The sequence below is a fragment of the Thalassococcus lentus genome (assembly GCF_028023555.1).
Lineage (GTDB): Bacteria > Pseudomonadota > Alphaproteobacteria > Rhodobacterales > Rhodobacteraceae > Thalassococcus_A > Thalassococcus_A lentus.
Genome location: NZ_JAQIOY010000006.1, coordinates 39,715 through 59,703 on the forward strand (window position 1 = coordinate 39,715; position 19,989 = coordinate 59,703).

At 59.4% G+C, this 19,989-nt stretch carries 16 protein-coding genes; 4 read left to right on the forward strand and 12 right to left on the reverse strand.

Annotated elements, in window-relative coordinates; genetic code table 11:
* Window positions 1–6: 6 nt before the first annotated feature.
* The 8 genes from glmM to PFY00_RS14320 form a co-directional block, all read right to left on the reverse strand.
* The gene (gene glmM, locus PFY00_RS14285) at window positions 7–1,362 is read right to left on the reverse strand and encodes a phosphoglucosamine mutase (protein ID WP_271433256.1); all 1,356 of its coding nucleotides are present in this window, start codon (window positions 1,360–1,362) and stop codon (window positions 7–9) included.
* Complete coding sequence (gene folP, locus PFY00_RS14290; protein ID WP_271433257.1) at window positions 1,352–2,371, reverse strand: dihydropteroate synthase; 1,020 nt, start codon at window positions 2,369–2,371, stop codon at window positions 1,352–1,354. The genes glmM and folP overlap by 11 nt, the downstream gene beginning before the upstream one ends.
* A gap of 40 nt (window positions 2,372–2,411) precedes the next feature.
* Window positions 2,412–3,350, reverse strand: coding sequence for a dihydroneopterin aldolase (locus PFY00_RS14295; RefSeq protein WP_271433258.1), 939 nt, complete (start codon window positions 3,348–3,350; stop codon window positions 2,412–2,414).
* A 110-nt stretch (window positions 3,351–3,460) separates the two neighbouring features.
* Window positions 3,461–4,114: a cell wall hydrolase gene (locus tag PFY00_RS14300; RefSeq protein ID WP_271433259.1), complete on the reverse strand. Its 654-nt coding sequence runs from the start codon at window positions 4,112–4,114 to the stop codon at window positions 3,461–3,463.
* Window positions 4,115–4,273: 159 nt separating this feature from the next.
* The gene (locus tag PFY00_RS14305; RefSeq protein ID WP_271433260.1) at window positions 4,274–6,847 is read right to left on the reverse strand and encodes a putative PEP-binding protein; all 2,574 of its coding nucleotides are present in this window, start codon (window positions 6,845–6,847) and stop codon (window positions 4,274–4,276) included.
* Window positions 6,848–7,013: 166 nt separating this feature from the next.
* The gene (gene glyS / locus PFY00_RS14310) at window positions 7,014–9,239 is read right to left on the reverse strand and encodes a glycine--tRNA ligase subunit beta (protein WP_271433261.1); all 2,226 of its coding nucleotides are present in this window, start codon (window positions 9,237–9,239) and stop codon (window positions 7,014–7,016) included.
* Complete coding sequence (locus tag PFY00_RS14315; RefSeq protein WP_271433262.1) at window positions 9,239–9,766, reverse strand: DUF6446 family protein; 528 nt, start codon at window positions 9,764–9,766, stop codon at window positions 9,239–9,241. Before PFY00_RS14315 ends, glyS begins: the two co-directional genes overlap by 1 nt.
* The gene (locus PFY00_RS14320) at window positions 9,763–10,692 is read right to left on the reverse strand and encodes a glycine--tRNA ligase subunit alpha (RefSeq protein WP_271433263.1); all 930 of its coding nucleotides are present in this window, start codon (window positions 10,690–10,692) and stop codon (window positions 9,763–9,765) included. Before PFY00_RS14320 ends, PFY00_RS14315 begins: the two co-directional genes overlap by 4 nt.
* Before the next feature lie 193 nt (window positions 10,693–10,885).
* Here PFY00_RS14320 and PFY00_RS14325 point away from each other — a divergent pair, with 193 nt between their 5' ends.
* A complete protein-coding gene (locus PFY00_RS14325) occupies window positions 10,886–12,667 on the forward strand; it encodes a trypsin-like peptidase domain-containing protein (protein WP_271433264.1) in 1,782 nt (593 codons plus the stop codon).
* A 131-nt stretch (window positions 12,668–12,798) separates the two neighbouring features.
* Here PFY00_RS14325 and PFY00_RS14330 read toward each other — a convergent pair whose 3' ends face one another.
* Both PFY00_RS14330 and ilvC read right to left on the reverse strand, forming a co-directional pair.
* The gene (locus tag PFY00_RS14330) at window positions 12,799–13,725 is read right to left on the reverse strand and encodes a DMT family transporter (RefSeq protein WP_271433265.1); all 927 of its coding nucleotides are present in this window, start codon (window positions 13,723–13,725) and stop codon (window positions 12,799–12,801) included.
* A 441-nt stretch (window positions 13,726–14,166) separates the two neighbouring features.
* Window positions 14,167–15,189: a ketol-acid reductoisomerase gene (gene ilvC / locus PFY00_RS14335; protein WP_271433266.1), complete on the reverse strand. Its 1,023-nt coding sequence runs from the start codon at window positions 15,187–15,189 to the stop codon at window positions 14,167–14,169.
* Window positions 15,190–15,325: 136 nt separating this feature from the next.
* Between ilvC and PFY00_RS14340 the strand changes: the two genes are divergently transcribed.
* Together PFY00_RS14340 and PFY00_RS14345 are read left to right on the forward strand one after the other, a co-directional pair.
* Window positions 15,326–15,781, forward strand: a complete 456-nt coding sequence (locus tag PFY00_RS14340; RefSeq protein ID WP_271433267.1) for an Lrp/AsnC family transcriptional regulator — start codon at window positions 15,326–15,328, stop codon at window positions 15,779–15,781.
* Window positions 15,778–16,236, forward strand: a complete 459-nt coding sequence (locus tag PFY00_RS14345) for an Lrp/AsnC family transcriptional regulator (protein ID WP_271433268.1) — start codon at window positions 15,778–15,780, stop codon at window positions 16,234–16,236. The genes PFY00_RS14340 and PFY00_RS14345 overlap by 4 nt, the downstream gene beginning before the upstream one ends.
* Window positions 16,237–16,253: 17 nt before the next feature.
* Here the strand turns inward: PFY00_RS14345 and PFY00_RS14350 are convergent, their stop codons facing one another.
* Entirely contained in the window at window positions 16,254–17,354 is a 1,101-nt protein-coding gene (locus tag PFY00_RS14350; RefSeq protein ID WP_271433269.1) for a Hint domain-containing protein, read from the reverse strand.
* A gap of 248 nt (window positions 17,355–17,602) precedes the next feature.
* Here PFY00_RS14350 and PFY00_RS14355 point away from each other — a divergent pair, with 248 nt between their 5' ends.
* Entirely contained in the window at window positions 17,603–18,730 is a 1,128-nt protein-coding gene (locus PFY00_RS14355; protein WP_271433270.1) for an aminotransferase class V-fold PLP-dependent enzyme, read from the forward strand.
* Window positions 18,731–18,740: 10 nt separating this feature from the next.
* Here PFY00_RS14355 and PFY00_RS14360 read toward each other — a convergent pair whose 3' ends face one another.
* A complete protein-coding gene (locus PFY00_RS14360) occupies window positions 18,741–19,934 on the reverse strand; it encodes a UbiH/UbiF family hydroxylase (RefSeq protein ID WP_271433271.1) in 1,194 nt (397 codons plus the stop codon).
* Window positions 19,935–19,989 lie beyond the last annotated feature (55 nt).

Here is a 19,989-nt window from a genome sequence, read left to right on the forward strand (position 1 = left end):
TTTGATCTAGGCGGGCGTGCCTGTGGCGGCCTGAACTTCGGCCACAATGCCGTCGACAACCTGTTCCAGCAGAGCGTCATCTTCGCACTCTGCCATAACGCGGACCAGCGGCTCGGTTCCGGATTTGCGGATCAACAGGCGGCCCTTGCCGACCAATTGCGCTTCGGCGTCAGAGATGGCCTGTTTGACCGAAGCGGCCTCAAGCGGGGTATCCCCTGCACTGTAGCGGACATTCTTGAGCATCTGGGGAACCGGCGTGAACGAGCGGGTCAATGCAGATGCAGGCTGTCCGGTCCGCACCATTTCACACAGGAACTGCAGCCCGGCCATCAGGCCATCGCCTGTGGTTGCATAGTCGGTCATTACGATATGACCCGATTGTTCGCCGCCCAGGTTCCAGCCGCCCGAGCGCATGGCCTCGACAACATAACGGTCGCCAACGGCGGTGCGTTCCAGTTTCAGGCCGCGGTCTTGCATAAACCGTTCCAGTCCAAGATTGGACATGACCGTCGATACCAGCGTGCCGCCCCGCAGTTTGCCTTCTTCGGCCCAGCGGCCGGCCAGCAGGGCCATGATCTGATCACCATCAGCGACCTGTCCGGCCTCATCGATCAGAATGATGCGATCTGCATCTCCATCGAGGCAAATGCCGACGTCAGCACCATGCGCCACGACAGTTTCTGCCGCGATCTGCGGGCTGGTCGATCCGCACCCGTCATTGATGTTCAAGCCGTTCGGGGCCACGCCCACCGGGATCACTTCGGCCCCGAGTTCCCACAAGACTTCCGGTGCCGTCTTGTAGGCCGCGCCATTGGCGCAGTCGACGACGACTTTCATGCCGTCCAGTCGCAGTCCGTGTGGCAGGGTCGACTTTACCCGTTCCTGGTACCGGAACCGGCCGTCATCGATACGTTTCGCTCGTCCAATGCTCTTAGGAGAGGCGGGGCGCGGTCCATCTTCGACCATGGATTCGATCTGCATTTCCACTTCGTCCGACAGTTTGAAACCGTCAGGCCCGAAAAACTTGATCCCGTTGTCTTCCGCCGGATTGTGGCTGGCCGAGATCATGATCCCGAGGTCCGCGCGCATGGACGGGGTGAGCAGACCGACCGCCGGTGTGGGAACCGGCCCAAGAAGCAGCACATTCATTCCGGTCGATGTCAGGCCTGCCGTCAGGGCGTTTTCGAACATATAGCCGGACAAACGTGTGTCTTTGCCGATCACGACGCGGTGCACGCCGCGGTGTTCACGCCGAAAATGCCGGCCCACAGCGGCCCCGAGGATCAACGCCATTTCTGCAGTCATTGGGAAACTGTTGGCGGTTCCACGCACACCGTCGGTGCCAAACAACTTACGATTCATGGAATTTTCCTTCGTTGATTGCCCGCCACATCCGCAGCGCCTGAGCGGTCTCAGCCACATCGTGAACGCGCAGGATTTGTGCCCCTTGTTGAGCCGCGCAAAGCGCGACCGAAACGGATCCGGGCATGCGCGCGCTGGCGGGATTGGCGCCGGTAATGGTGCCGATGAAACCTTTTCGGGATGCGCCCAGCAACACCGCGCATCCAATGCCGTGAAACAACGACAATCCGTTTAGCAAAGTCAGGTTGTGGGCCAGCGTCTTGCCAAACCCGATACCGGGATCGACGATGATCTGTTCCCGCGAAATCCCCAGTCCTTCAAGCATGCAGACCTGCGCTGCCAGAAAATCGTAGACGTCCAGTAACACGTCATCATAGCGCGGATTGTCGGACATCGTTTCCGGGTCGCCCTGCGCATGCATCACGCAAACCGGCAGATTGTTGCGGGCGCAAAAAGGAGCGAGCATCCGGTCATAGGTAAAGCCGGACACGTCATTGACGATGCGCGCACCTTCCCGAACCGCAACCTCGGCAACACAGGATTTGCGGGTATCGATCGACATGGGAACAGCAATGTCACGATGCACCGCGCGAATGACCGGTTCGATACGCGCGATTTCTGCTTCGACGGGCACTGTCTGTGCACCGGGACGGGTGCTTTCACCGCCGATATCAATGATGGACGCGCCTTCGGCCACCATGCGGTTGGCATGAGCAAGCGCCTTGGCCGCGCCGCTGTGGCTGCCCCCATCGGAAAAGCTATCGGGCGTTACGTTCAGGATGCCCATCAGATTGGGTTGGTCCATTTCCAGCCCGGCGATAGGCGCGCGAGGGCTGCTGAGGCGCTCTTGCCAGTCTTGCGGGATGTCGGACAATGCCACGTGGGTCAGACTGCCGTCCCGGTCGTGTTGGACGGCTTCGTTGAACCAGCCGGGGCCACCGGCCAATGGCAATGCATCCGGGGGACGGGGCAGTTCAAAACGCACCAGCGGTCTGTAGTAGGCTCTCATGGCCATTCCCTGACCCATCCTGACAGGCTTGGCAAGTCGCCTAGAACAGTGCAGCGCCCGGATTGGCCGCGCGCTGTGGAACCGCGCCGCCTTCTGGCAGGCTTTCGCCGATGACAACCAACTCGCAGGCTTCCATGTCTCCTGCGAACCACGCCGCCAGTGCCACGCTGTCGCGCGGTTGAACCTGTGGGCCTTCTGTGGCGTCCAGCACAATCTTGGACGGGGCCCAGACGCAAATCTGGCCATTCTTCATAGCCCAATCCAGTTCCGTTCGCGTGGCCACGACCTTGCAGCGTTCGTCTTTTGCCGCCAGCATCCATCCGTTTTGTTCGATCGCAAGCAGATCGATACGGCGCTGGGTCATCTTGTGCCCGGTCTTGGGGCTTTCGACCTCTGGTGCCCCGACGCACAAAATCACCGGAGCGCTGCGGGCCGCAAGCGCGTCAATGGCGGCGTGCAAGCCATCATGCGCAATGGCTTCGTTGGACAGGTAGACAATGCGGGGATGCGGACGTTCTTGTGTGACCTCATCGGCCAGCTCGTTCAAATGCTGCCCATAGTCCTTCCGGGTTCGAACGATTTCGACGCCAAGAGCGCCGGGGCCGCGATCAAGCTTTTCAATCCGCACAAAGGCCCGAACGGCCTGTGGCTCCAGCAAAATGCGTTCGGCCACCCGTTCTGCCAGCGTTTCGAGCAGGTTCAGACGTTCGGCGGCCAGTTCATGGGCAATCGCTTCGGTCACGCGGTCATACGACAGGATGCGATCCACGTCGTCATCCAGCGTGGGCGGCAAGGGTGCAATTTCGACGACAACATTGAAGCGCAGGCGCTGGGTTGTGCCGCGTTCAGCCTGAAAGGCACCGATTTCGGCCTCGAGCACATGATCGCGCAGACTGATACGGTCGCGAGGCGTGTCCCCGGCAGTGGCAATAGCCCGTTCGGACGGGTGCGCGAACGCGAGACGGATTTCGTCGGCCATGGTTGCTCCTTGCTGGCGGCGCGTGGTTCTTCCAGACCGTACACTTAGCCCATGACAGCCCTTTGGGCCAGCGCGTCACCCCAACGGCTGGATGCGACGTGAAATGCCGTTCAGCGTTTGGATTCGCGCCAGGTGTGTTTGTAGAACAAATGCACCCCGTACTTCGCTGTGCGCGTGTAGGTGCGCGACCAGTTCGGCTTTACCGCCGTGGTGTGATAGTGGGTCGCGCCTTTGGTCAGACCGGGCGAGCCTTTGGTCAGGACGGTCTTGGCAACTTTGCCGACCCGTTCCCAAGCGCGGGGCTCATTGATGTTTTCAGGGCGTCCATCACAAGTGTAGGTGAACTGGCAGGCGTATTTACGCCCTGTGCCCTGATTGATCACACCGCAGACCGAGTTCGGAAAACGAGAGCTTTTGACCCGGTTCATGATCACTTCGGCCACGGCGAACTGACCTTTGAGGGTTTCGCCTCGTGCCTCGAAGTAGAGTGCCTCGGACAGGCATCGCCATTGCGCGTCGCCCGATGGGGCAGGTTGCTTGGCCAGCCATTCGGTCGTCATAGGGTATTTGCCGGTACCCTTGGCGACAGTCTGGGCCTTGGGCATCGGCAAAGGTGTGACGATCCGTGAAAGATGGGCGCCCGATGCCGAAGAAAGGGCGCGTTGTTCGAGCGTCAGAAGGCGTTTGTACTTGCTGCCGGTCTCTGCCTGCGCGGTTACGGCGAATACCGCAAATGTCAAAAATAGGCTGCAAATACGAAGCATGAGATCTTCCACAAATCTGTTCGGCTGCTCTGAAGCGGCATCGCGCCTTCTCAGAGGACTTGGGTGATACTCAAAAACGGTGTCTCAGTAAATCCCGACAGATTGTGCCCTGCTGATCAGCGGATACCACCTATCCGTCATTCGAGCGCTGGTTTCTGGCTACTGCGATCCAATGGTTTCCCGAATCGCGAGCTGCGCGGCTGCCAGCCGGGCAATCGGCACACGGAAGGGCGAGCAACTGACATGGTTCATGCCCACGGCGCGGCAAAACGCGATGGAGTCAGGATCACCGCCATGTTCCCCGCAAATCGACAGCAGAACATCCGGCCGTCCCTGACGCCCCCGTTCTGCACCGATGGCCACCAGTTCGCCAACCCCCTCGATATCGAGAATGTGGAACGGGTCTTCCAGGAACACCTCTTGCTGAACGTAATCCGACATGAAACGGCCCGCGTCGTCCCGCGACAGCCCATACGCCATCTGGGTCAGGTCGTTGGTGCCAAACGAAAGGAACTGAGCGTGCTGCGCGATGTCGTCGGCACGCAGGCAAGCGCGTGGTGTTTCGACCATCACACCCAGTCGATAGGTGAAATCGCGCCCGCGTTCTGCCTTGACCGCAGAGGCAACGGCGTCGATGCGGGTGCGCAGGATTTCGACTTCGCGTTTGGCAGAAACGAGCGGCAACATGATTTCGGGCACCACCGGTGGTGCGCCGGCTCGGCTGGCATCCAGCGTGGCCTCAAAGATTGCCCGGGCCTGCATGTCGTAGATTTCTGGCACGGTAATCCCAAGGCGCACGCCGCGCATGCCCAGCATTGGGTTGTATTCTCCCAAGGCTTCGACCCGTTCGGTCACATCCGAAATCGGCAGATCCAGCGCTTCGGCCAGATCGCGCAGGCCGGCGCGGTCACTTGGAAGAAACTCGTGCAGCGGCGGATCGAACAAACGAATGCAGACGGGCAAGCCTTCCATGATGCTGAAAAGCGCAGTGAAATCAGCGCGCTGCATCGGAAGGAGGACGGCGAGCGCGGCCATCCTGTCTTCGGAACCGTCGGCAAAGATCATCTCACGCATAGGTGTCAGGCGATCCGCCTCAAAGAACATGTGTTCCGTCCGGCACAGGCCGATCCCCTCGGCCTTGAAATTCTGTGCGGTTGCCGCGTCTGCAGGGGTATCGACATTCGCTCGGATCGCAATGTCCCGGGCTTTATCGGCCCAGCCCATTAGTGTTTGAAACGCATCATCCAGAGCCGCTTCGACGGTCAGCGCCGCGCCCGCCAGTACCTGTCCGCTGGTGCCATCCACGGTGATTTCCTCGCCGTGGGCAAAGCTTCGTCCGTCGGCTGTGGTGATCTTGCGTTTGCGTAAATCGAATTTCATGTTGGCGGCGCCTACAACGCAGGGCAGGCCAAGTCCGCGTCCGATCACGGCCGCATGGCTGGTGATCCCGCCGCGTTCGGTGACAACAGCGACTGCTGCATGCATTCCGCGAATGTCCTCGGGGCTGGTTTCCCGGCGGATCAGCACACAATGTTCCCCGCGCGCAGCGCTGGCCTGCGCCTCGGCCGAGGAAAACACGATCTTGCCAGTTGCCGCGCCGGGCGATGCCGCCACGCCTGATCCGATCACGTCGCGATGTGCACCGGGTGCGATCTGGCGGTGCAACAGTTCCGATATGGCACGCGGCTCAATCCGCAGCAGGGCTTCTTCGTGGCTGATAATGCCGTCTTCGGCCAAGCGTACGGCAATGCGGACAGCGGCCCGGGACGAGCGGGGCACCCGGATACCGTCGAGAATATGCAGCGCACCGTTTTCGATGGTGAATTCGATCTGCATTTCTTCGCGCAGGCGCTGCCGCATCAATTCGGCATTTTCTATCAGTGCCTTAAAGGCTTCTGGCGCCTGATCTTCGAGCGATGGTCCACGGGGATCACGTGTGAGAAACAGGCTGGCGAAATCCATCTCCAGCGCCTCGCGGCCCTGGCTTTGGCTGAGGTAACGGCCGGTGATCTGGCGCAGTCCGGTATCGGGATCAACCAACTGCAAAACGCCCGAACCGCATTCCCCGGCCCCAATTCCCAGCGCCATTTCCTGAACGACCAGACCAAGCCCGGCGTCCATGGGCGCGCCTTTGGCTTGCCGCAACAGGCGCGCGGTGGTGCCTTCCCATGCACGGGCCATGCAGGTCAGAACGGCGGACAGTTGTTCGACCGGATCCTGTGGGAATGGTTCTTCGGCTTCTTCCTCGTAGGCGGCCAAAGCAGCCGAAAGGCCGCCGGGACCCATGTCTTCGATTTCATCAAAGGTGTCGGGGTCCAAACGGGCCACGTGGACCGCGTAGGCCTGAACAAACCGCAGATAAAGGACCGCTGCAAATTCGCGGCCAATGCGTTCTGACAAGTCTACGTAGCGGGCATCGTTCATGCCTATATTGAGGATTGCGCCGGGGCCGCCCCAATCAGGGTCCTCGGACGAGGGGCGGACACAAAGCAGCGCGCCTTCGTCAAACTGCGCAATCACATTGGCAATATCCGGAAGCGCTCCGCCGGCGATTTCGTGGACGGTGTCAAACGACAGCGCGACGGTACGTGGAACGGGCAGGTCGAGCCGCACCAGTCGCTGCAAACATTTTGCCCGCCCGCCATGGGTCGGCGTCGCCATCGGAGAGGATGGCGTGATCAGGGTAACATGTGGGTTGTCACCCGCGGGTTGCTGCAGTGCGGCGTTAGGCATGCCGGAAGCATACGGATGAAGTCTGATCTGACAAGTCAGATTGACGTCGCAGCCGTCAGGTTAACTGACTTTGGTCAACGACAGGGGGTAAACCCCAGCATTGTCTGCAATTTGCAGGGCTGGGGGCCTGTGTCGGCGGCGGCATGGCGGGCCGCCGGGTTGAAAGTCAGCCTTCCAGACGGGTCAGATCGGCGACCTGCGAGCAGATTTCGCGAATCGATGACAACAAATTCAAACGGTTGCGGCGAACAACTTCGTTTTCGGCGTTGACTTGCACCGCTTCGAAAAAGGCATCGATCGGTGCTCGCAATTCGGCCATGGCTTCCATGGCAGCGGCAAAGTTTTCACTGTCCATGGAGGGTTTAATCTTGGCGCGGGCCGTATCGAGGGCAGTGAACAGGGCGGTTTCTGCAGGGTCTTCCGCGAACTTGGGATCACCGCCGTAGGAATACTCGACGCCGTCCTTTTCTTCGGCTTGGCTCAGGATGTTGTTGGCACGTTTGAACCCTTGAACAAGGTTCGTGCCGTCATCTGTTGCCATGAAGGACGCAAGGGATTCCGCACGCTTGACCAGCAATACCAGATCGTCGGAGCCGGGCATGGCCAGACAGGCCTCGATGACGTCATGGCTGATGCCACCATCGCGCAGATGCACCTTGAGGCGGTCGTGCACAAAGCTCAGCAGGTCGTCGCTCAGGTCCGGTTTGTGTTCGGTCACGGCGCTGATCCAGTCAGGGGCATCCCCTTCGATCTGGTCGATCACGGCGCGGACAGCCGACCCAAAGACGCCATGCTGTGCAACCTCGCGCAGCAAAGCGTCGCGCAGTGCTGCGGCCTCTTGGGTAGGCTGCATACCAATTTCATGGCGCAACAATTGCGCGTCGAACAAGCGGTCCAGATGAAGACGAAGCCCGTTTTCCAAGACAATCCGGATCACACCGAGCGCGGCACGGCGCAAAGCAAAGGGATCCTTGGACCCTGTGGGCTTTTCTCCGATCGCCCAGAACCCGGTGAGCTTGTCCAATTTTTCTGCCAGAGCGACAGCGATCGAAACCGCCTCGGTGGGAACCGCATCGGATGGTCCCAGCGGCGAATAATGTTCTTCGGCTGCAACGGCCACGGCGTTGGGCAGGCCTGCGGCCTCGGCGTAGTAGCGCCCCATCAGACCTTGCAGATCGGGGAATTCGTAGACCATTTCGGACGACAGATCAGCCTTGGCCACTTCTGCCGCCTGACGGGCCAAAGCGGGATCTGCGCCGACCATTGGCGCCAGTTTTTCGGCCATGGCGGCCATGCGGGACACTTGATCCCCGACGCTGCCCATCTTGTTGTGGAACGTCACGGCTGCCAGTTTGTCTGTCCATGGGCTGAGATCGCCGGACTTGGCAACGCGCAGGTCATTTTCCCAAAAGAACTTGGCATCGGCCAGACGCGCGGCAAGCACCTTTTGATTTCCGGCAAGGATCGTTGCGCCCTGATCGGCAGTCTCGGTGTTGGCTACTGTGATAAACCGCTCGATCCGGCCCGTCTTGGGATTGCGCACCGAAAAGAACTTCTGATGTTCTTTCATGGAGCTTTGCAGCACCTCGGGCGGCAGATCGAGGAAGTCCTCTCCGATCTCGCCCATCAGGACCACGGGCCATTCCACCAGCCCGGCCACTTCAGCCAGCAAACCCTTGTCTTCCACGGCTTCGAAACCAGCCGCGAAGCATTGATTGGTGGCGTCATTCCAGATCGCTTCGGCGCGCTCTTCCGGGTTCAGGATGACCTTTTGGCGCTTCAGGCGGGTTTCGTAATCATCAAAGGACGTGACAGCGAATACATCTCCGGACAGGAAACGGTGCCCCTCGGTGAGATTGTCTGCCTTGATCCCGTCTACGTCCAGCGGAACGACATTTGCGCCGGCCTCATCAACGAGGATGCAAAGGATACGGTGCAATGGGCGAACCCAGCGCAGCGTTCCAGCGCCCCAACGCATGGATTTGGGCCAAGGGAAGGTGCGGATGGCCTTTTCAAGAACATCGGCGACGATTTCCGCGGCCGGACGGCCCGCAGTTGTGACCGTGGCGTAGTAAAAGCTGCCCTTTTTTTCCTCGCGCTCTTCGAGATCGTCACGTGAGACACCAGCGCCGCGCAGAAAGCCTTCGATCGCCTTGTCCGGCGCGCCGACTTTGGGGCCACGGCGTTCCTCACGCAGTGTTGGGCTTTCTGCCAACAATCCGTCGATGGTCAGGGTCAGGCGGCGCGGCGTGGAAAAAGCGGCGGCGCCAGCATAGGTCAGACCCGCATCCACCAAGCCATCGGTGACCAATTTGCGCAGGTCCGCTGCGGCCTTGGCTTGCATCCGGGCCGGAATTTCCTCGGAAAAAAGTTCAATCAGCAGATCGGGCATCAGCTTTCCTCGTCTCGGGATGGGCAATCCTCACCCAGCGGCGAGCCATCATAGGCCTTGTCGCCGCATTCGTTGATTTCGTGCCAGACATAGCCACGACCATCGTTCGTGATCGCAACAACGCGATCAATGCCGAACTCCAGATTGCGCTGTCCGGTAAAGACCAGCGCTGTTCCGGCCTCGATTTCTGCACCCAGCGCTTCTGCGTCGAAGCATTCGAACCAGCCCGGCGCGTTGCGGGGCGCTGCGCCCTCATAGGGCTCATAGGTTTCCGTCAGCATCGGGATCGACATGCTGGTGGTAAAGCAGGCCCGATACCGGATTGGTGAGCTGTCAGCGTCGATCGCCTGAAAGTCATCGGCCAGCACCGGTTCAGGCGCGCCAGTGACGATGTTGGTCAGTTGCACATCGCCATGTCCTGAGGCGGGGATTTCTTCGTAGAACGCATAGACCTGCAGGTAGTAGATGCCGATCCCGGCTGCGAGAGAACTGAGCAAAGTTACCATGGCCAAAATTTTTCCCGTCACGCGACGTATCCCCCGGCTTCGGTTTGCACAAATGCATCTGCGCACATCTTGGCGAGTGTGCGAACGCGGCCGATATAGGCCTGCCGCTCCGTAACCGAAATGACACCGCGCGCGTCCAACAGGTTAAAGATGTGGCTGGCCTTGATACACTGGTCATAGGCCGGCTGCGCCATGACAATGCGACGTCCGGTTTTGGGGTCATCTGCAGGCTGTTCAAGAATGCGGGCGCATTCGGCCTCGGCGTCTTTGAAATGCTGCAACAAGATATCTGTGTCAGCCACGTCAAAGTTCCACCGGGCATACTGTGCCTCAGCTTCGCGGAAGACGTCGCCATATGTCAGCGGAATAGGCGCGTCGGGGCTGTTGAAGGGCATGGCATTGCCATCGTCAAAACCCAGAACATACATAGCCAGTCGTTCCAGCCCGTAGGTCAGCTCGCCCGAGACGGGGTTGCAGTCATGGCCGCCAACCTGTTGGAAATACGTGAACTGGGACACTTCCATCCCGTCACACCACACCTCCCAGCCCAAACCCCAGGCGCCCAGTGTAGGGCTTTCCCAGTCGTCTTCGACAAAGCGGATGTCATGCATCGACGCATCAATGCCGATGGCTTCGAGGCTGCCCAGATAGAGGGCTTGCAGGTCTGGCGGACTGGGTTTGATGATGACCTGAAACTGGTAGTAGTGCTGCCAGCGGTTCGGGCTGTCGCCATACCGTCCATCCGTGGGGCGCCGCGAAGGCTGTACATAGGCAGCTGCCCAATGTGTCGAGCCCAAGGCCCGTAGAGTCGTGGCCGGATGGAACGTGCCGGCGCCGACTTCCATGTCGTAAGGCTGCAGGATTGTGCACCCTTTGGAGGCCCAATAGGCCTGCAGGCGCAGGATGATGTCCTGAAAACAGGTGGGTTTGTCGATGCTTGCGGCCATGGCATTACTTCCCAGTTCGGGTCCGGTTCGGCTTTGGGCCTCTGTTATGTGTGCCAGACGGTCGGGTCAATGCCGCGAAGGCCCGCAAGGGCAGGGTTCAGGGCTGGGATATTTTGTCTCGCCTCTGGCCGCGCATCTGTTAACAATGCCGCCTGATAACGAAAAAACCTTGGATTCGAGGCCGATTACCCGAATGAAAACGCTATTTTTCGCTCTTGTTGCAGCATTGGGTCTGCTTGTTACCACGGCACGTGCTCAGGATGACACGGTCTTTATTCAGATCGAAGCCCGCACCAGTCTTGCCAGCGCGCAACAAAGCGTGCGCAATTTCACCGGTGTGGTTGATGACATCAACGGCTTTTCGCTGGGCGGTGGCTGGTATGGTGTGGCGTTGGGCCCCTACGGCCGCGCCGAAGCCGAGCGCCTGTTGAACGAATTGCGCCGCGCGGGCCGGATTCCCGCCGACAGCTACATCGCCTTTCCATCTAGCTATGGTCAGCAGTTCTGGCCTGTTGGGGCGCAGGTCATTTCGCCCGGCGGCCTGACCGCGCCAGTGCAGGCGCCGACCGTAACAGCAGAGCAAGCACCCGAGGCGCCGGTTGACGCCGCGCCCGAGGAAACCGTCGCAGAACCCGTGCAGGTCGAAGAGCCGGATGAAACGCCCCGTCAGGCCCGCGCCTCTGAGCGTCAGTTGACTCGCGATGAGCGCAAGGAACTGCAAGTCGCTTTGAAGTGGGCAGGTTTCTACACCGCCGCGATTGATGGCGCCTTTGGCCGTGGCACCCGTAATTCCATGGCCGCGTGGCAAGGTGAGAACGGGTTTGAAACGACTGGCGTTTTGACCACCCGGCAGCGTGCTGTTCTGATGCAGCAATACAATTCCGTTCTCGATGGAATGGGCATGGCCGCCTACGCTGACCCGCGGGTTGGCATCGCCATGCAACTGCCTTTGGGCGTCGTCAGCTTTGACCGCTACGAGGCACCCTTTGCCTTGCTGACCCCCAAGGGTGACTTGCAGGCGCGTGTTCTGCTGATTTCCCAGCAAGGGGACCGCGGCACCATGAGCGGTCTTTATGAAATCATGCAGACACTTGAAATTGTCCCTCTGGAAGGTGAGCGCGAACGCCGCCGTGATGGCTTTTTGCTGACCGGTGCAAACAATCGGATCGTATCCCACACCGAGGTGACTCTGCGCGATGGCGAAATCAAAGGGTTTTCCCTGATTTGGCCAGCAGGGGATGAAGAGCGCCGCACCCGCGTGCTGGGGCTGATGCAAAAGAGCTTTGAACGCATCGAAGGCGTTTTGGACCCGGCGGCGATCACGGATGATGGTCAGAGCGTTGATCTGGTGTCCGGCTTGAAGATCCGCACACCGAAGGTAACGGCATCCGGCTTTTTCGTGGACAATGCAGGCACGGTTCTGACATCGGCGGCTGGCATTCAAGGATGTTCACGGGTGACATTGGACGGCACGTTCGAAGCATCCGTGACGTCTGTGGACGACGCGCTGGGCCTGGCGTTGCTGGCGCCCAAAGATCCAATTGCACCGCGCCGCGTAGTACAGTTTCAGGCCGATACTCCGCGTCTGCAATCCGAAGTGGCTGTTGCAGGCTATAGTTTTGGGGGCGTGCTGCGGGCGCCGTCTTTGACCTACGGATCGTTGCAGGACCTCAAAGGTTTGGGCGGCGAAGAAGGTCTGAAGCGTCTGGCGTTGAGCGCGCTGCCCGGTGATGTGGGCGGCCCGGTTTTCGACGCGGGCGGAACCGTTCTGGGAATGCTGCTACCACGCGAGAAGGCGGGAAGTCGGCGTTTGCCGGATGATGTGAGCTTTGCTGCGAATAACGATGCCATTCTGAGCTTCTTGCGGAGCGCGGGCGTTCAGGTGATCGCGCGGGGCGCAGCGGGGGTCATCGACCCTGAGGATCTGACCGCTCTTGCAACAGACACAACCGTTCTGGTGAGTTGCTGGGAATAGCGGTCAGCACCGCTGGCTGGATCTATGGCCGTGACAGATTGAGGGCCGGGTGCAAAAGTGCCCGGCCCTTGTTTTTCGAAAGTCGGATTCTGAAAAGCCAGAGAAGCATTGGGTTTGAAAATGCCGGACCCTCAGCGGCGCTCGGTTTGCGCACCAAAGAGCCGTTTCAGTGCGCCCCATTGGCTGAGCGCGACACCGGCGAGGATCAGAACGAGCGCGGCGGGCAGTGACCAGCCGATGGGTTCGGAGAGCAGCAGCGCGCCAAAGATCACGGACCAAAGCGGCACCTGATAGTTTACGAGACTCAAGAACACCGGGCCCGCAGTGCGGATCACGAGGACCCGCAAGAGGTTTGCACCTGCAGTGGGAACGAGGCCAAGCAAAGCGATGATGCCCAGTATCCAAGGCTCAGGCAGTGGGGGCGGGCCTTCGACAATCCAGGCGATCGGAATGACCAGCGCCGAGCCAAAAACCAGCGGTACAGCAGCCAGACCGATTGGATCGACGGGTGGCAGACGGCGCATGGAAACCGAACTCATGGCATAGCACGCGGCTGCGGTCAGACAGGCCAGCCGACCAAGCCATTCCAAAGAGGCCCCCGTGGTTTCAAAGGCTTGCCCGCCAATCAGAATGATGATGCCGACGAATCCGATCACAAAGCCAACAATCCGGCGCATGTGCATGCGTTCTCCGGGCACCAGAAAATGCGCGAGTGGCAGGACCATCAGCGCCACAGCGGCCATGGAAACGCCTGCGAAACCCGAGGTGACGTATTGCTGTCCCCAGCTGAGCAGCATGAAGGGAATGGCGGTGCTCAGCACGCCGACCGTCAGCACCGGTGTCCAGGGGCGCTGGGCGGATAGAAAAAAATGGCCGCCCCGTGCAAGCCAGATCGCAACGGTCAATAAGGTGGCAAAGCCGATCCGACCCGCCGCCAGCCAGAATGGCGTAATCCCCTGCAACGCGATTTCGATCAGCATGAAGGTTGCCCCCCATATCAGACCGAGCGTTCCAACCATTATCCAGCTTTTCGACGTGATTTCAGGCGCTTCTGTCATTTTTTGTGTTCGCCTTTAAAGATCAGATTTCGTCTGCAGTCAGGTGGTAACCTCGGATAAGAGGCCGCGCATCAATAGTCTTTGCACAATAAATGAGCAATCAACCGCGCGATCCGCCGCCAAGACCGGCTTGGGGCTGTCGCGTTGTCGCAGGACCTGTTTAATCTGCCCGGAGACATCACGACGAGGAGTAGAAAGTTCATGTTTTATCTGACGATTATAGTCTTGATCGCCTTGCTGGCCCTGTGTGTTTTCCAGCTCAAGGACAGCTTTTGAAGCACAGGACGCCGTGCGCCGCTCGTTCCGGGCTGGCCCGGAACATCGCCCCGCCCACCGTCCCGTTCAATGCGGATGCTTGTGACAGCTGACGATGGAGTTGTGGTGCCGGGCGGCGGTCTGTGTCGCCGCCCAAGCTTTTTTGTGTGCCGATGGCAGCGCTGATCAGTTGCGCTCTTTGTCGACCATTTTGCCAGCCGAAATCCACGGCATCATGCCGCGCAGGGTTTCGCCAACCGCTTCGATCTGGTGCGCATCGTTGTTGCGGCGCGTTGCCTTGAACGAGGGCTGACCCACAGCGTTTTCCAGCATGAAATCGCGAACGAACTTGCCGTTCTGGATGTCTGTCAGAACCGCTTTCATGCGTGCCTTGGTTTCGTCGTAAGGCAGGATGCGCGGGCCGGATACGTATTCGCCGTATTCCGCGGTGTTGGAAATCGAGTAGTTCATGTTCGCGATGCCGCCTTCGTAGATCAAGTCCACGATCAGCTTCACTTCGTGCAGGCATTCGAAGTAGGCCATTTCAGGCGCGTAGCCTGCTTCGACCAGTGTTTCGAAGCCCATGCGGATCAATTCAACCAGACCGCCACACAAAACCGCCTGTTCGCCGAAGAGGTCTGTTTCGCACTCTTCCTTGAAATCGGTTTCGATGATGCCGGAGCGGCCGCCACCGATGGCCGAGCAGTAAGACAGACCGATTTCAAGCGCGCGGCCCGAGGCGTTGTTGTCGACGGCCACAAGGCAGGGCACGCCGCCGCCTTTGACGTATTCGCCGCGCACGGTGTGGCCGGGGCCCTTGGGGGCCATCATGATGACGTCGACACCGGGCTTTGGTTCGATCAGGCCGAAGTGTACGTTCAGGCCGTGAGCAAATGCGATGGCGGAGCCTTCGCGCAGGTTGTCGTGTACGTATTTCTTGTAGGTTTCGGCCTGCAGTTCATCGGGCATTGTGAACATGATCAGGTCGCACCAGGCAGCCGCCTCTGCGATGCCCATGACCTTGAGACCTTCGCCTTCGGCCTTCTTGGCGGAAGGGGAGCCTTCGCGCAGGGCGACGACGACGTTCTTGGCGCCGCTGTCGCGCAGGTTCAGCGCGTGGGCGTGGCCCTGCGAGCCGTAGCCCAGAATGGCCACTTTCATGTCTTTGATCAGGTTGATGTCGCAATCGCGGTCATAGTAAACGCGCATGTTTTCGTCCTTCCTTGCGGGTTGTATTTGTGAAGCGCAGCATAGGCGGACCCGCGCGATAGTGTTTGCGTTTTGATTGCGTATTTCCCTAAAAGAAGAAGAATCATTCGCACTGAATGACAATAGTGGAGAAATCATGCTGGATGATACGGATCGGCGCATACTGCGCTACATGCAGGCGGAGCCGGGCGCGGCGGCTTCGGTGCTGGCGGAGCGTGCGGGGGTCACGGCGACCACGTTGTCTCGCCGACTGGACCGGCTGCAGGACGCAGGTGTGCTGAAAGGGGTACGCAGCGTGATCCATTGGCCCGCGCTGGGCTATGAGGTCGAGGTGTCGCTGCGGGTGACGCTGGACAAGACCCAACCGCGCGCCTTTGACGATTTTATCGCGGGCGCGCGCAAGGTTCCCGAGGTTATCGAGATTCAGACTTTTCTGGGATCGGTCGACGCGCGCTTGTCCGTAATTGCCCGGGATATGGCCCATTATCAGGCGCTGTACCGCGAAGAACTGCTCACTCTGCCCCATATTGCGGACATTGAGGCTTTGATGCAGGTCGCGCGGGTCAAGAGACAAGAGGCGCTTCCGCTGTGATTGCACTGGACGAGACCGACCGCGCGCTGATCCGGGCGCTGGCCAAGGATGCCACGGCCAGCGCAGGTGCTCTTGGACGGGCGCTTGGCCTGTCTCAGCCTGCCTGCTGGCGGCGGATCAAACGGTTACGTGAAGCAGGGGTGTTTCGCGGCGCTCGGTTGGATGTGGATGCTCAGGCGCTTGGCTTTGGTGTTACCGTCTTTTTGGGTGTCAAGCTCGCGACCAAGGGCCGTGTAAGCCTGGAGGACTTCGAGCGGGCAGTCACGGCCATTCCGGAAGTGCAGACCGTGGAGCATGTTCTGGGGCTTTATGACTATCGCTTGCGTGTTGTTGCGCGTGACATTCCTGATTTTGAGCGCGTCTTGCGCCGCCGGGTTATGACGTTGCCCGGGGTCGGGAATGTGGAGGCCAATGTCCTGCTGTCCGAAGAGCGTCGGCCCGGACCTCTGGGCTAGCAAAGAAACGACGCGCTTCAGGATGCCTGAAGCGCGTAAGCTTCATATGCCTTTAGGCTAAGCCGTGCCAGCTGTGCCGGGTCATCAGTGGACTGGAACTCTGGAAACAACGCAATGATTTCGTCCTGCTCGGTGTCGTCGAGGCTGCACATGGTCTGATCGCCTAAGAGCAGCGATTCAGCCGGGCAGCATTCTGCAAAGACGATCTCGTGATCATCAAACAAAAAATGCAGGTATTCGATTTCGGGGCAGGGATCGGGTCGGATGGTGCTGTCGTTGACCAGATGTTTGGCGGCCACCAGCACTTCGGATTGTCCGAACATCAATTCAGCCTGTGCGCCACGCAGCAGCATTCGGTGGTTTTGCGACACCCATAGATCACGGACATTGCCCAAGGCACCGGCCTTGATCCTAATGGGCGCGCGTTTCCCGAGACCCGATGTCTTTTTTGATCCGATCCAGCGAATTTTCTGTGGCCCATTGTCGAGTGTATTGACTGCGTCGCCAACCTGAAGGGTTTCGATAAAGCGCGGACCATCGGGTGTCTCGATCAAGGTGCCTTTTGCAAAACAAATCGGGATCCAGTCGTTGAGTTCTGCCGAGAAAAAACCGTCGCTTTCCTCGTTTGGATCGATGGTTCCATCGGAGTTGTAGTCGATATCCTCGAAGGTATCGAATTCGATGGGATTAACGCCTGCTTCGACAAGGTCAACCAGATCGACGCCGGCCACCATGACCAATTCTTCCAGAACGGGTGCGCCGGGATCCGCAGAAACCAGATCGTCGGCATCGAAGTTGAGGTACCGATCTCCCATGCCACTGCGACCATTGGGAATATCTACTCCATCGCCAGAGCCTGTGTAGTCATAGGTATAGAGCGGCGTGTTGTTATAGTAGTCAGCGGCATTGTCGTAGACGATGATCTGCGTGACGACCGAGTCGTTGGTCAAAACCCCATTGGCATCCACGTTGTTGACAACGATGGCGACAATGTCGTCATCCTCGAAAACGGCATCGCCGTCGTGGATCATCAACTCACCACCACCGCTGGCATTGGTATTGACGCGGGGGTCGTTGAGTATGCTGAACCCGTTCAAAAGAAGGGTTTCCGTTGGCATGTGCCTATCGGACCTACTGCTGCCTCTGTGACGGGTCTGAGCGCCCGTTTTTATTCACACTTTAAAAAATTGTAGCCAGATTTCGAAAATTGAAAAGCTGCAATGCAATAAGGCAATACAATCCGTGGGTGTGGGTTACAAAACTGTAACGGGAAAACCGATGGCCCAATGGCGATGCGGCAAAAGGTATTTTGCCATTCTCCTGCCGAACCGTTAACGCTGACGCATCAGCGCGAAAGGAGCATACCATGGCCGCATTGCTTGAAACCATTGATCCCGATGGCATGGAAGAATTTTCGGTCGTCTTTACCGATCGTTCCCTGAACCACATGTCCGCAGCGTTCCAGCAGGTGATGCGGGACATTTCGGATATGCTCAAGGAAGTCTATGCGGCCGACGCCGTCGCGCTGGTGCCCGGTGGCGGAACCTATGGAATGGAAGCTGTTGCACGGCAGTTTGGCAGAGGCGCCGATGTTCTGGTGGTGCGCAACGGTTGGTTTTCTTACCGCTGGAGCCAGATTTTCGAGGCAGGCGGCTTCGCCGGATCAACTACAGTTCTGAAAGCGCGCCGCACCGGCAATGCAGCGCAGGCACCTTTCGCGCCAGCATCTATCGAAGAGGTTGAGGCGCAGATCGCTGAAACCAAACCCGATGTTGTCTTTGCCCCGCATGTGGAAACCAGTGCCGGGATCATTCTGCCGGACGACTACATTACGCGCATGGCTGCTGCGGCCCATCAGGTCGGCGCGATCATGGTGCTGGATTGTATCGCGTCTGGCTGTGCATGGGTCGATATGAAAGCGACAGGTGTCGACGTGTTGATTTCGGCCCCACAAAAGGGCTGGTCCGCGACACCCTGTGCTGGCTTGGTCATGCTGTCCGAACGTGCATTGGCGCGTATGGAAGAAACCACGTCGGACAGCTTTGCGGTTGATCTGAAGAAATGGCACGCGATCATGCAGGCCTATGAAAACGGCGGGCATGCCTATCATGCAACCATGCCAACAGACGGTCTGCGGGCGTTCCGCGATACAATGTTGGAAACACGCGAATTCGGTTTTGAAAAACTGAAGGAAGCGCAGTGGGAACTGGGCAATGGCGTGCGCGCCATGTTTGCCGAAAAGGGCATAACCTCGGTCGCGGCTGATGGGTTTGGTGCCCCGGGCGTTGTCGTCAGCTACACCTCGGATCCAGAGATCCAGTCCGGGCGGGCCTTTGCCGCGCAGGGGATGCAGATTGCTGCCGGTGTGCCATTGCAGTGCGATGAGCCACCGGAATTCGCGACTTTCCGCATCGGTTTGTTCGGTTTGGACAAGCTCTATGATGTGGCCGGTACGCTCGAGCGTTTGCGCCGGGTTGCTGATCAGGTTCTGTGAGAAACGGCTGTCAGCCGCGGGCGCCCAGACCCAGCTGCATCAGCGTCTTGCGCAGGGGTTTGACGCTGTAAAGGGCGTCCAACCCCTTGGCGCGTAGATCCCGCAGAGTGGGTGTGCTGACCATGGAGATGCGGTTCAGGGCAGTTATTCCGGCGACACGTGCGCGGATATCTGTGCGCCGGGCGCGGGCATACTGATCCAGCATGGATTGTGATCCCAGATCCTCGGGACGGGCCGTGGCCAGATCCAGAAGCGTCGAGATATCCTTGAGCGACATGTTCAAGCCCTGCGCGCCAATGGGCGGCACCACATGCGCGGCTTCTGCCACCAGCGCCAGACGTTGACCTGTCAGGTTTTCCGCTTCTTGCGAAATGATTGGCCAAAGTGTGCGGCGGGATGCCAGCGACAAAGGCCCGAACAGATGGCAAGACCGTTCTGACATTGCCGCTTCAAAGGCTTCCGGCTCCAGCGCCATGAGTGCATCGGCCTTTGGTCCTTCTTCCATCCAGACAATGGCAGAGGACGGACGGCCCTCAAAGTCGGGTAGGGGGACCAGAGTGAAGGGCCCGCCGGTACGGTGAATTTCGGTTGAAACATTGCCATGAGGAATTGGATGGGTCACGGCAAAGGCCATTGCCTTTTGTCCGAACCGCGTGGTGGCTACGTCGATGCCAGCGGCAGTGCGCATAGGCGAATTGCGCCCATCCGCGGCAATCACCAGTCGGGTTTTCACACGGGTTCCATCACTCAGACCGACGCGGGCCTCGGCCTCACGCGTGAACAGGCTGGTGGTGCCGGTGCCCGGTCGAAAGGTGACATTCGGCAAGGTGTCCAGGTGGGCCGACAGCTCGCGCCGCAGCAGCCAGTTTGGTAGGTTCCAGCCAAACGGCAGTTCCGAGATGTCGGAAGCATTGAAATCATGCGTGACACGGGGTTCAGGCTCGGCGCCGCCGGCATCCACGATCCGCATGACCTGCAACGGCATAGCGTGCTCTGCCAGACGAGCCCACAAACCGGTGTCTTCCAGAAACCTTTGAGCGGGCTGCAAGAAGGCAGTTGACCGAAGATCTGCATTTTGCGCGTCCCGGGACGTCACCGGGGGCGCGGGATCGAGGCAAAGCACGTCAAAGCCCGCATTGGCAAAGGCGGTCGCCGCAGTCAGCCCGGCAATGCCACCACCGGAAATTACAATGTCATGATCCATTGGTCTGCTTCCCAGCTCGTCGTTTCAAACGGTAACCTAGTGTGCACCTTGACGG

Excerpts from the sequence above, each read along its gene's own strand:
- glmM (WP_271433256.1), bottom strand. The coding sequence starts at position 1,362 with ATGAATCGTAAGTTGTTTGGCACCGACGGTGTGCGTGGAACCGCCAAC.
- folP (WP_271433257.1), bottom strand. The coding sequence starts at position 2,371 with ATGAGAGCCTACTACAGACCGCTGGTGCGTTTTGAACTGCCCCGTCCC.
- PFY00_RS14295 (WP_271433258.1), bottom strand. The coding sequence starts at position 3,350 with ATGGCCGACGAAATCCGTCTCGCGTTCGCGCACCCGTCCGAACGGGCT.
- PFY00_RS14300 (WP_271433259.1), bottom strand. The coding sequence starts at position 4,114 with ATGCTTCGTATTTGCAGCCTATTTTTGACATTTGCGGTATTCGCCGTA.
- PFY00_RS14305 (WP_271433260.1), bottom strand. The coding sequence starts at position 6,847 with ATGCCTAACGCCGCACTGCAGCAACCCGCGGGTGACAACCCACATGTT.
- glyS (WP_271433261.1), bottom strand. The coding sequence starts at position 9,239 with ATGCCCGATCTGCTGATTGAACTTTTTTCCGAGGAAATTCCGGCCCGG.
- PFY00_RS14320 (WP_271433263.1), bottom strand. The coding sequence starts at position 10,692 with ATGGCCGCAAGCATCGACAAACCCACCTGTTTTCAGGACATCATCCTG.
- PFY00_RS14325 (WP_271433264.1), top strand. The coding sequence starts at position 10,886 with ATGAAAACGCTATTTTTCGCTCTTGTTGCAGCATTGGGTCTGCTTGTT.
- PFY00_RS14330 (WP_271433265.1), bottom strand. The coding sequence starts at position 13,725 with ATGACAGAAGCGCCTGAAATCACGTCGAAAAGCTGGATAATGGTTGGA.
- ilvC (WP_271433266.1), bottom strand. The coding sequence starts at position 15,189 with ATGCGCGTTTACTATGACCGCGATTGCGACATCAACCTGATCAAAGAC.
- PFY00_RS14340 (WP_271433267.1), top strand. The coding sequence starts at position 15,326 with ATGCTGGATGATACGGATCGGCGCATACTGCGCTACATGCAGGCGGAG.
- PFY00_RS14350 (WP_271433269.1), bottom strand. The coding sequence starts at position 17,354 with ATGCCAACGGAAACCCTTCTTTTGAACGGGTTCAGCATACTCAACGAC.
- PFY00_RS14355 (WP_271433270.1), top strand. The coding sequence starts at position 17,603 with ATGGCCGCATTGCTTGAAACCATTGATCCCGATGGCATGGAAGAATTT.
- PFY00_RS14360 (WP_271433271.1), bottom strand. The coding sequence starts at position 19,934 with ATGGATCATGACATTGTAATTTCCGGTGGTGGCATTGCCGGGCTGACT.